12 protein-coding genes are annotated in these 10,051 nt (G+C 63.2%); 6 read left to right on the top strand and 6 right to left on the bottom strand.

The genetic code is table 11. From position 1 onward, the window contains the following. Positions 1 to 172: 172 nt before the first annotated feature. Entirely contained in the window at positions 173 to 1,087 is a 915-nt protein-coding gene (locus B4E36_RS15295; RefSeq protein ID WP_292058250.1) for an EamA family transporter, read from the bottom strand. 274 nt (positions 1,088 to 1,361) lie between these two features. Here B4E36_RS15295 and B4E36_RS15290 point away from each other — a divergent pair, with 274 nt between their 5' ends. The 6 genes from B4E36_RS15290 to B4E36_RS15265 all read left to right on the top strand — a co-directional run bounded on the left by B4E36_RS15290 (position 1,362) and on the right by B4E36_RS15265 (position 6,218). Beyond that, positions 1,362 to 2,054 (top strand): pyrimidine 5'-nucleotidase, encoded by a 693-nt coding sequence (locus B4E36_RS15290; protein ID WP_345900539.1) that lies wholly within the window; start codon positions 1,362 to 1,364, stop codon positions 2,052 to 2,054. Positions 2,055 to 2,167: 113 nt separating this feature from the next. Further along, positions 2,168 to 2,854, top strand: coding sequence for an EF-hand domain-containing protein (locus tag B4E36_RS15285; RefSeq protein WP_292058247.1), 687 nt, complete (start codon positions 2,168 to 2,170; stop codon positions 2,852 to 2,854). 193 nt (positions 2,855 to 3,047) lie between these two features. After that, on the top strand, positions 3,048 to 3,899 hold the full coding sequence (gene dapD / locus B4E36_RS15280; RefSeq protein WP_292058246.1) for a 2,3,4,5-tetrahydropyridine-2,6-dicarboxylate N-succinyltransferase: 852 nt from the start codon (positions 3,048 to 3,050) through the stop codon (positions 3,897 to 3,899). 38 nt (positions 3,900 to 3,937) lie between these two features. Then, positions 3,938 to 5,122: a succinyl-diaminopimelate desuccinylase gene (dapE, locus tag B4E36_RS15275; protein WP_292058244.1), complete on the top strand. Its 1,185-nt coding sequence runs from the start codon at positions 3,938 to 3,940 to the stop codon at positions 5,120 to 5,122. After that, positions 5,106 to 5,690 (top strand): hypothetical protein, encoded by a 585-nt coding sequence (locus B4E36_RS15270; RefSeq protein WP_292058242.1) that lies wholly within the window; start codon positions 5,106 to 5,108, stop codon positions 5,688 to 5,690. The genes dapE and B4E36_RS15270 overlap by 17 nt, the downstream gene beginning before the upstream one ends. 63 nt (positions 5,691 to 5,753) lie before the next feature. Further along, the gene (locus tag B4E36_RS15265; protein ID WP_345900538.1) at positions 5,754 to 6,218 is read left to right on the top strand and encodes a hypothetical protein; all 465 of its coding nucleotides are present in this window, start codon (positions 5,754 to 5,756) and stop codon (positions 6,216 to 6,218) included. Between the two features lie 32 nt (positions 6,219 to 6,250). On the opposite strand, the gene arsH is transcribed toward B4E36_RS15265, so the two are convergent. The 5 genes from arsH to def form a co-directional block, all read right to left on the bottom strand. After that, a complete protein-coding gene (gene arsH / locus B4E36_RS15260; protein WP_292058240.1) occupies positions 6,251 to 6,943 on the bottom strand; it encodes an arsenical resistance protein ArsH in 693 nt (230 codons plus the stop codon). A 20-nt stretch (positions 6,944 to 6,963) separates the two neighbouring features. Next, entirely contained in the window at positions 6,964 to 7,377 is a 414-nt protein-coding gene (arsC, locus tag B4E36_RS15255) for an arsenate reductase (glutaredoxin) (RefSeq protein WP_292058239.1), read from the bottom strand. Between the two features lie 81 nt (positions 7,378 to 7,458). Next, entirely contained in the window at positions 7,459 to 8,211 is a 753-nt protein-coding gene (gene truA, locus B4E36_RS15250; protein WP_292058237.1) for a tRNA pseudouridine(38-40) synthase TruA, read from the bottom strand. Next, positions 8,211 to 9,149 (bottom strand): methionyl-tRNA formyltransferase, encoded by a 939-nt coding sequence (fmt, locus tag B4E36_RS15245; RefSeq protein WP_292058236.1) that lies wholly within the window; start codon positions 9,147 to 9,149, stop codon positions 8,211 to 8,213. The genes truA and fmt overlap by 1 nt, the downstream gene beginning before the upstream one ends. Before the next feature lie 277 nt (positions 9,150 to 9,426). Continuing rightward, the gene (def, locus tag B4E36_RS15240; protein ID WP_026173580.1) at positions 9,427 to 9,942 is read right to left on the bottom strand and encodes a peptide deformylase; all 516 of its coding nucleotides are present in this window, start codon (positions 9,940 to 9,942) and stop codon (positions 9,427 to 9,429) included. Positions 9,943 to 10,051 lie beyond the last annotated feature (109 nt).

Genomic DNA, 10,051 nt, shown 5'->3' with positions numbered 1-10,051 from the left:
GTCATCCAACAGAGTTGATGACACCTGTGGGGTGTGCGGCAGAGCATGACGGCGGCCTTTCGAAGCATGATGACGGCTGCTTTTCAACGCCGTCTCCCCCTCTCCGGGTCACCCTCGGGCTTGACCCGAGGGTCCAGGCAGCACTCTCTGCGCAGCCGCAAGAGCGAAGCCCTCAGGCAAACAGCAGCACGAGCACGCCGCAGACCACCAGCCCGCAGCCCAGCAATTCCACGCGGGTGATCTTTTCCCTGAAGAACAGCACCGAGGTGGCGATGGTGAACAGCATCTCGACCTGAGCCACCGCCTTGACGATCGATGCCTGCTGCAGGGTCATGGCGATGAACCAGCCGAACGACGCGGTGGCGCCGACGAAGCCGACGGCGAGCGCCGGACGCCATGCGCGCAACACCTTGCCAAGCTCGACGCGGTCGAAGGCGAGCATCCAGGCGATCATCGCGACCGCCTGGATCACGATCACCACCAGCAGCGTAAACGCCGCCTGCATGATGCTGTCGGGTGCCGGCAGGGTGGGCGCCAGCGCCAGCGAGGCGGCGCGGTAGGAGACAGCCGACAACCCGAACAGCGTGCCGGACGCGATGCCGATCAGCGCCGTCCGGGTCATCAGGCCTGCCACCAGCGCATGGAAGCTGACGGCGCTGCGCGACAGGGAGATCAGCATGACGCCGGCAATCGAGATCAGGATCGCGATGACCGCAACCGGCGAGATCGTCGCTCCGAAGAACAGGAAGGCGAGGATGGCGGCCTGGGCCGGCTCCGTGCGCGAATAGGCCGTGCCCACCGCGAAATTGCGGAAGGAAAACAGGTAAACGAGCAGGAAGGTTGCCGCGATCTGCCCTGCCGCGCCGATCACCGACCAGAACAGAAAGTCGCCGGTGACGGACGGTACGGGCCGGTCGAGACCATAGGCGAGAACGACGAAATAGAGCGCGGCGAACGGCACGCCGAACCCGAAGCGGGTAAAGGTGGCGCCAAGCGTCGCCATGCGCCCTTTCAGATATTTCTGAAGCGAGGAACGCAGATTTTGCAGGAAGGCGGCCGCGAATGTGATGCCGATCCAGATTTCCATGGGAATTGACCTTGAAGAGGATGAGAAGGGTAATCTCTGACGGTCGAAGCCGCCGCTCAGCCCTTCAAAGTCGCCCGTTCACCGTCTTGCAGAAATCGGCAAAGAACCGCACCGGCAGGCGCTTGCGGTCCTGCAGGATGATCGGCTTTTGGCGAATGGATCTGAACATGGGTCCTGTTTATCACGCCGCTCCAGACCGCGCCAGTTGCCGCAAATCGCAAATCCCGTTCCCTTCCCGCCCGCTCTCTGCCATAAGGCAGGCATGACAAAACCGATGACGCATCCCAAGAAAACCGATTTCGAGACCGTCCGCGACTGGGTCTTCGATCTCGACAACACGCTCTACCCGCATCACGTCAACCTGTTCTCCCAGGTTGACCGCAACATGACGGACTATGTCGCCCGGCTGCTCTCTCTGCCGCATGACGAGGCCCGTCAGTTGCAGAAGCAGTATTACCGCGACCACGGCACCACGCTGCAGGGGCTGATGATCAACCACCGGATCGACCCGAACGACTTTCTCGAAAAGGCGCACGAGATCGACTACACGGTGATCGAGCCCAATCCGGTGCTGGGCGAGGCGATCAAGGCGCTGCCGGGCCGGAAGTTCATCTTCACCAACGGCTCCGTGCCGCATGCCGAAAAGACCGCCGCAGCACTCGGCATCCGCGACCATTTCGACGATATCTTCGATATCGTGGCCGCCGGCTACATCCCGAAACCGGATGCCGCGGCCTATCGCAAGTTCCTCGACCGCTCCGGCGTCGACACTCGTCACGCGGCGATGTTCGAGGACCTGCCGCGCAATCTGCGGGAACCGAAAGTGCTCGGCATGCGCACGGTGCTGATCGTACCGCCCAATCTGGAATACGGGTTTGCGGAGGCTTTCGAGCAACTCGGCGACGAGACCGGACACATTGATTATGTGACGGAAGATCTGGCGGGTTTCGTCACCAGTCTGCTATGATGAATGGAATATGAATTACCGATTATTCAGGCTACCTTTCCGTAAATTAAGTCGTCTTTGAGCGGTTGCTCACCTACTCTTTCCTCATAGGCCCACAACACGAGGAAGAAGCCATGAATGGGAAGCAACTCACTGTATCCGCCCTTGCCGCCACGCTGGCGCTCGGCGCCGCCGCAACCCCGAGCCTTGCCCGCGACATGCGCGGCCCCGGCCCGGAACGCGGCTTCATCTACCTGCTGAAGACCTCCGACGCCAACAAGGACGGCAAGATCACCGAGGACGAGGTCGTGGCCTTCCAGGACGGCCGGTTCGAGGAAATCGACGTCAATGGCGACGGCGTGATCACGCCCGGCGAGTATTCCGACTTCCGCAAGGCCCAGTGGCAGGCGTTCCGCGACGCCAACCCGCGCCCCGAAGGCAAGATGGCGGCGCAGAATGGTGGCCCGGACGGCATGCCCGGCCCCGATGGCAAGCCCGCACGCAAGATGGCCAATAATGAAGCCGGCCCGGGCGGCATGAACAAGGGCGCGCCCCAGCACATGGCGATGAACGGCGACGGCCCGCAGCACCGCATGGGCGGCCGCGACGACGATGGCAAGAAGTGGGACGGCAAGAAATGGGGCGGACGGCCCGGCAATGTCGAACGCATCTTCTTCGTGCGCGCCGATACCGACCGCAGCGGTCAGGTGAGCCAGGAAGAATTCGCCCAGCTTGCCGCCAAGATGTTTTCGCGCATGGACCGCAACGGCGACATGGTGATCACGATCGAGGACCTGCCGGATCGCCGCCCGATGCCCTGATCGGCCTTGCGCCGGACCTGTCTGCCTGCATTGATGCCCCCGGTTTTTCCGGGGGCATTTTCGTTTGGCTTGGCGACGGCAAGTCCGGGAAGAACCGTCCCCAAAGATTGACGCCGTCGCTGCCCTCGCTTAGATCGGTTCAGACCAAGGCTTATCTTTGCGCCACCCGGCGCGACCGGCACAGGATACCAGCATGACTGATCTCAACTCCCTCGCAAAAACCATTGACGATGCTTTCGAAAACCGCGGCGAAATTTCGGTTTCGACCAAAGGCGAGGTGCGCGATGCCGTGGAGGAGGCGCTGAACCTGCTCGACAGCGGCGAGGCCCGCGTTGCCGAAAGGCAGGAACACGGCGCCTGGAAGGTCAATCAATGGCTGAAGAAGGCGGTGCTGCTGTCGTTCCGACTGAACGACATGGAAGTGGTCAAGGGCGGCCCCGGCAACGCGACATGGTGGGACAAGGTGCCCTCCAAGTTCGAGGGCTGGGGCGACAACCAATTCCGCGCGGCCGGCTTCCGCGCCGTGCCCAATGCGGTCGTGCGCCGCTCGGCCTATATCGCGCCGGGCGTGGTGCTGATGCCCTCCTTCGTCAATCTCGGCGCGCGTGTCGATGAAGGCACGATGGTCGACACCTGGGCCACCGTCGGCTCCTGCGCCCAGATCGGCAAGAATGTGCATCTCTCCGGCGGCGTCGGCATTGGCGGCGTGCTGGAACCGATGCAGGCCGGCCCGACCATCATCGAGGACAATTGCTTCATCGGCGCGCGCTCCGAAGTGGTCGAAGGCTGCATCGTGCGCGAAGGCTCGGTGCTCGGCATGGGCGTCTATATCGGCCAGTCGACCAAGATCGTCGACCGCGCCACCGGCGAAATCAGCTATGGCGAAATCCCGCCCTATTCGGTCGTCGTCGCCGGCACGCTGCCGGCCGCAAAGCCGATGGGCAACGGCGCGCCCGGACCCGGTCTCTATTGCGCGGTTATCGTCAAGCGCGTCGATGAAAAGACACGCTCCAAGACCGGCATCAACGAGCTTCTGCGCGACTGACCACTGGCAATCGCAGCAGGAATATCCAGATAGAGATGATGAGCGTCACCGATCCCGTCGAGAACCTGCAGGCCCTGATCCGCTGCCCCTCCGTGACCCCGGAGGAAGGCGGCGCGCTGACGGCGCTTGAGGCGATGCTTGCCCCGCTCGGCTTTGCCGTCGAACGGATGACGGCGAGCGGGGACGGAACGCCCGATGTCGAAAATCTCTACGCCCGGCTCGGCGCGGAGGGCCCGCATCTGATGTTTGCCGGCCATACCGACGTGGTGCCGCCCGGCGACGCCGCATCCTGGACCCGCCCGCCCTTTGCCGCCGAGATCGCCGACGGTCTGCTTTACGGCCGCGGCGCCGTCGACATGAAGGGCGGCATTGCCTGTTTCGTGGCCGCGCTCGCCCGCTTCATCGGTGAAAACGGCAAGCCGGCGGGCTCGGTGTCGCTGCTGATCACCGGCGATGAGGAAGGTCCGGGCATCAACGGCACGGACAAGCTGCTGCAATGGGCAAAGGCCCGCGGCGAGCGCTGGGACGCAGCCCTTGTGGGCGAACCGACCAATCCGGATGCGCTCGGCGACATGATCAAGGTCGGTCGCAGAGGCTCGCTGACCGGCCGGCTGACGGTGACCGGCATTCAGGGCCATGTCGCCTACCCGCACCTTGCCGACAATCCGCTGCGGACCATGGCCTCAGCGCTCGATGCGCTGATGAGCACGCCGCTGGATGAGGGCACGGATCTGTTTCCGCCGACCAATCTGGAAGTGACATCGGTTGATACCGGCAATGCCGCCACCAATGTGATCCCGGAAAAGACCACGGCGACCTTTAACATCCGTTTCAACGACCTGTGGAGCGAGGAGACGCTGAAGGCCGAAATCCTCGATCGGCTTGGCCGCGCGGCGCGCACCGGCGGAAAGGATACCACCCGGTTTTCGGTCGAATGGCTCGGCCGCGTCAGCCCGGTGTTTCTCACCCGCGATGAACAGCTTGCCGGCAGCCTGTCCGAAGCGATCGCGGCGGTCACCGGCAAAACGCCGCAGCTTTCTACCACCGGCGGCACGTCCGATGCGCGCTTCATCAAGGATTACTGCCCGGTTGTCGAGTTCGGCCTTGTCGGCCAGACCATGCACAAGGTGGATGAGCGGGTGGCGGTCGAAGATCTAGAAAAGCTCACCGAAATCTACCGGCATTTCATAGAGAGGTGGTTCGCGCTTGCCGCTGCTTGCTGAAGTCCTTTTCTACCTGCGCGGACTTTGGCTGTTGTTCAAGGCCGATCCGGCCCATGCGCGCTATCTCGATTTCACCGAACGGGGCGTGGCGCGCTCGTTCTGGGCGCTCGCCTATTGCCTGCCGCTGATGGCGGCGAGCGAGCTGGTGAGCCTCACCCGCCTTGTACAGCCCCCGATCGACCTCACGCTCGTTACCCTTTTGCGCACCGCATTGATCCAGGGGCTGAGCTGGATGGCGCCGCTGGTCGTGCTCGGCGTCGTCTGCATGGTCTCCGGCCTGCCGCGCGCCTTTCTCAAGATCATCGTCGCCACCAACTGGTTGAGCCTGCCGGTGAACATCTTCGCAGCACTCGCGATCTTCCTGATCGCGACCGGGCTGCAGCCGCTGGCGACCATCGTGCTGATCGTGTTCCAGACCGTGCTGCTGGGCGCTTTCCTGTTCGAAATCCGGATCGTCTACATGCTGATGGGTGAAAAAGTGCTGCCGACGGCGGCGGCGATCATCGCCTCGGCGATCACCGCGCTTCTGGTCACCGATATCGGCACACGCTATATCGTTGGAGGGTGAGAGCATCCTTACTTGACAGGTGCTGCCGCTCACGCAAAGATTGTATGCATCGGGGGATATGTCATGACCAGAAAAGCGCTGGCGCTCGCCGTTCTGCTGGGGCTCGTCGCCTGCCAGACGGGACCGGTTTCGATTTTGTACAAGGAGGGCTCCACCCGCGCCGAGCGGCAGGAAGCCTATGACCAGTGCTTCATCGCCGCGCTCAAGGATGTTCCGCAGAACATGGTGACCGAGGTGACAGGCGGCTACAGCTATCCAGGCTTTGTGAGCTGCGACACCAACGGCGATACCACCATATGCGGCGAAGTGGGCGGCTACACCACGCCGGTGGAAAGCTACAGCTACGACACCAATGAAAAACTGCGCCAGCGCCTGATCAACCGCTGCCTGGAGGAGAAGGGCTTTTCCGGCGTCGAGATACCCTATTGCAAGACCAAGGAAGAGCGCGCCGCCTATCAGATGCAGACAACCCAGCCGCCGCTCAACGAGCTCACCTGCGTTACCGGCCAGACCGTTTCAACACAGTAGGGCTGCGTCGCCGTGCATTTTGCAAACCGGCGTCAGGCGCCGGTCTGGAGCGCGCGCTTCTCGGCCGCCTCGATCCGCTCGGAATAGCGCTCCGTGAGGTATGCGCTCTGCCCGCGTAATAGAAGGGTGAACTTGACCAGTTCCTCCATGACATCGACGACGCGCCGATAATAGGATGACGGCTTCATTCGTCCGCTGTCATCGAACTCCTCGTAGGCCTTGGCGACCGAGGATTGATTGGGGATCGCGAACATCCGCATCCACCGGCCGAGAATACGCATCTGATTGACGGTGTTGAAGCTCTGGGATCCGCCGCAGACCTGCATCAGCGCCAGCGTCCGCCCCTGTGTCGGCCGCACGCCGCCCGCGGAAAGCGGCAGCCAGTCGATCTGGGTTTTCAGGACCGAACTCATCGCGCCGTGCCGTTCTGGCGAGCACCAGACATGCGCCTCGGACCAGATCGAAGCGGACCGCAACTCCTGCACCTTCGGATGATTTTCATCGGTGCTGCCGACCAGCGGCAGGCCATGCGGATCGAAAATCCGCACCTCAGCGCCGAATGCCGCAAGCAAATGCGCCGCCTCCTCGGTCAAAAACCGGGAATAGGATCGTTCGCGCAGCGAACCGTACAGCATCAGCACCCTTACCGGATGCGCGATCCGGTTGCCTGTGAACAGGCGCTCGGGATCGACGGGGCGGAAGGCCGTTTCATCAAGCGCGGGCATTGATTCGGCGTCCGGCAGGTTCACTTTTTGGCCTGCGGCGAGACAACCTCGCCGTCTTCCTTGGTGAAGGCGCCGATTGCCGGGTTTGGCAGGATTTCAAGCACGGTCTCCGACGGGCGGCACAGCTTTACGCCCTTTTCCGTCACCACGATCGGGCGGTTGATCAGGATCGGATGCGCCATCATGGCGTCGAGCAGTTCGGCATCGGACAGCGCCGGATCATCGAGGCCAAGCTCATCATAGGGCGTGCCCTTGCGGCGCAGCAGATCGCGCACCGGAATTGCCATCGCCGCGATCAATTCCTGAAGCTTTTCGCGCGTTGGCGGGGTCTTCAGATATTCGATGATCTCCGGCTCCTCGCCGGATTGCCGGATCATCGCCAGAACGTTGCGCGACGTTCCGCAGGCGGGATTGTGGTAGATGGTGACGGGCATTGAGACCTCAAACATATCCATAAAGCTGGAAATATAGATATATCGGAAGAACGAAGGACGCAAGCCCCGGCCGGATGTCGTTCATTCGCCGGGATAGTCCACCTTCATGAAATAGAGCCCTTCCGGCGGGGCCACCGGCCCGCAGGCCTTGCGGTCGCGCGCCTCCAGCGCCTGCCGCACATCATCCACCGACATCTTGCCCTCGCCGGCAAGCTTCAGCGTGCCCGCGAAGGAGCGAATCTGGTTATGCAGGAAGCTCTGGGCGGTGGCGCGGATCTCGATGATCTCGCCCGCCCGCGTCACATCGAGCCGGTCGAGCGTGCGCACCGGCGATTTCGCCTGGCACTGCACCGAGCGAAATGTTGTGAAATCATGCCTGCCGACGAGCACCTGGGCTGCCGCGTGCATCGCCGCGTGATCAAGCGGCTTCGGCACCCACCAGCCGCGCTTCCACTCCAGAGCCGGATGGGCGCGGCGGTTGATGATGCGGTAGAGATAATGCCGCCGAAGTGCGGAAAACCGGGCATCGAAATCGGGTTCAGCCTCGACCACATCGACCACCGAGATACCGTCGCCGGCAAGTCTCAGATGCGCATTGACCGCATTCAGAATCGTGAACGGGCTCCAGGGTTTGGCAAGATCGAGATGCACCACCTGGCCGCGGGCATGGACGCCGGAATCCGTCCGCCCCGCGCCGCGAATGGAAACGGTTTCGCCGGAAAACCCGGCAACGGCCTCCTCCAGCGCGCTCTGCACCGAGCGCCCCTCGGCCTGGCGTTGCCAGCCGACAAAGGCCGTGCCGTCATATTCGACCTTCAGGCGGTAACGCGGCATCAGGCAAGCACCGTTGCCGGGATAAGTGGCGTGCCGCGCAGGAAATCCTCGGCCGAAAGCGGCTTTCCGCCGGCCTTCTGCAGCCGGAGGAGCCGCACCGCGCCCTTCCCGCAGGCGATCGTCAGGCCCGTCCCGCCAAGCACCGTGCCGGGCGCCCCCTCGCCTTCGCCGAGCGCGCTTTCATGCACCTTGACCCGCTCCAGCCGCTTGCCCGCCGGCACTTCCATCCACGCGCCCGGAAACGGGGCAAGCCCCCGGATATGATTATGCACATCGCGCGCCGGCCGGCTGAAATCGATCCGGGTTTCGCCCTTGTCGATCTTCTTCGCGTAAGTGACGCCGTCATCGGGCTGCAGGGTCAGCGGCAGGTCGCCGGCCTCGAGCTTCGCCATCGCCTCCGCCATCAGCCGCGCGCCGTCATGCATCAGCCGGTCGTGCAGCGCTCCCGCCGTCATGTCAGGACCGATCGCGACCCGTTTGGTCAGCGCCACGGGCCCGGTATCCAGCCCCTTTTCCATCTTCATGACCATCATGCCGGTCTCGCTGTCGCCGGCCATGATCGCGCGCTGGATGGGTGCCGCGCCCCGCCAGCGGGGCAGCAGCGAGGCATGGCCATTATAGGCGCCAAGCCGCGTCCCGTTCAGGATCGCCTCCGGCAGCAGCAGACCATAGGCGACCACCACCGCGACATCGGCATCGAGCGCGGCGAAGGCGGCGCGATCCTCGTCAGCGCGAAAATTCTCCGGCGTGCGCACTGGCAGGCCGAGCAGTTCGGCCGCCTGATGCACCGGCGACTTGACCTCCGCCAGCCCGCGCCGGCCGGCCGCCCGCGGCGGCTGGGTATAGACGCAGGCGATTTCGTGGCCCGCCTCCTTCAGCGCCCGGAGGGTGGGAACGGAGAATTCGGGCGTGCCCATGAAAATAATCCTGAGGGTCATGATCGCTCCTTCCGGGCCCGCGCAAAAAGGCAAACGTTAATATACGGCAACTGGTCAGATAAACGAGAATGCCGCGCCGCAAAAGGCAAATCCGCCGCATAAGGAAGAGCACCAGACAACAACAGACCCCTCGGCGCGCTGAAAAACCGGGACGCCATTGTGCGACCTCGCAGGCCGGCCGGCCCTCGAGTCACTGGTATGCGAAGGCAACGCGGGAACCGCGCTGCCTGCTCCGTCTCGATGCGTTCTTCGGCGTGCCGGCTGGCAGCGGACTGTCCTAAAGCTTGTGCTTGGCCGCCTTGGCGAACTTCTTGATCACCCGGTCACGCTTCAGGCGCGACAGATAATCGATGAACAGCGCGCCGTCGAGATGGTCGATCTCATGCTGCAGGCAGGTGGCGAGCAGGCCCTCGGCCTCGATTTCCTGTTCCTTGCCGGCAAGGTCGGTATAGCGCACCCGCACGCTCGCCGGGCGTTCCACCTCGGCATAGAACTCCGGGATCGACAGGCAACCCTCCTCATAGACCGAGCGCTCGTCCGAGCTGTGCAGCACGGTGGGATTGATCACCACCATGGGCTGCTTTTCGCCCTCGTCCTTGTTGGCGACATCGAGCACCAGCATGCGTCGCGGCACGCCGACCTGGATCGCGGCAAGGCCGATGCCCGGAGCCTCATACATGGTCTCCAGCATATCGTCGGCAAATTTCTTCAGGTCGTCGTCTATGCGCTCGACCGGTTTCGAGACCGTGCGCAGCAGAGGGTCCGGCAAAATAATCAGTGGCATCGTGGTCATGCCCTCCCCATAGCGCAAGTTCGCCCGAGGGGAAATCTTTTCATACGTTCTGCCCCAAACCTCCCTTCCCGTTATTTCCGTAAATCATTTTGTTCACGTTTTGATCTTT

The sequence above is a fragment of the Martelella sp. UBA3392 genome (assembly GCF_002358775.1).
Classification (GTDB): Bacteria; Pseudomonadota; Alphaproteobacteria; order Rhizobiales; family Rhizobiaceae; genus Martelella; species Martelella mediterranea.
This window is presented reverse-complemented; position numbering and strand designations above follow the sequence as displayed.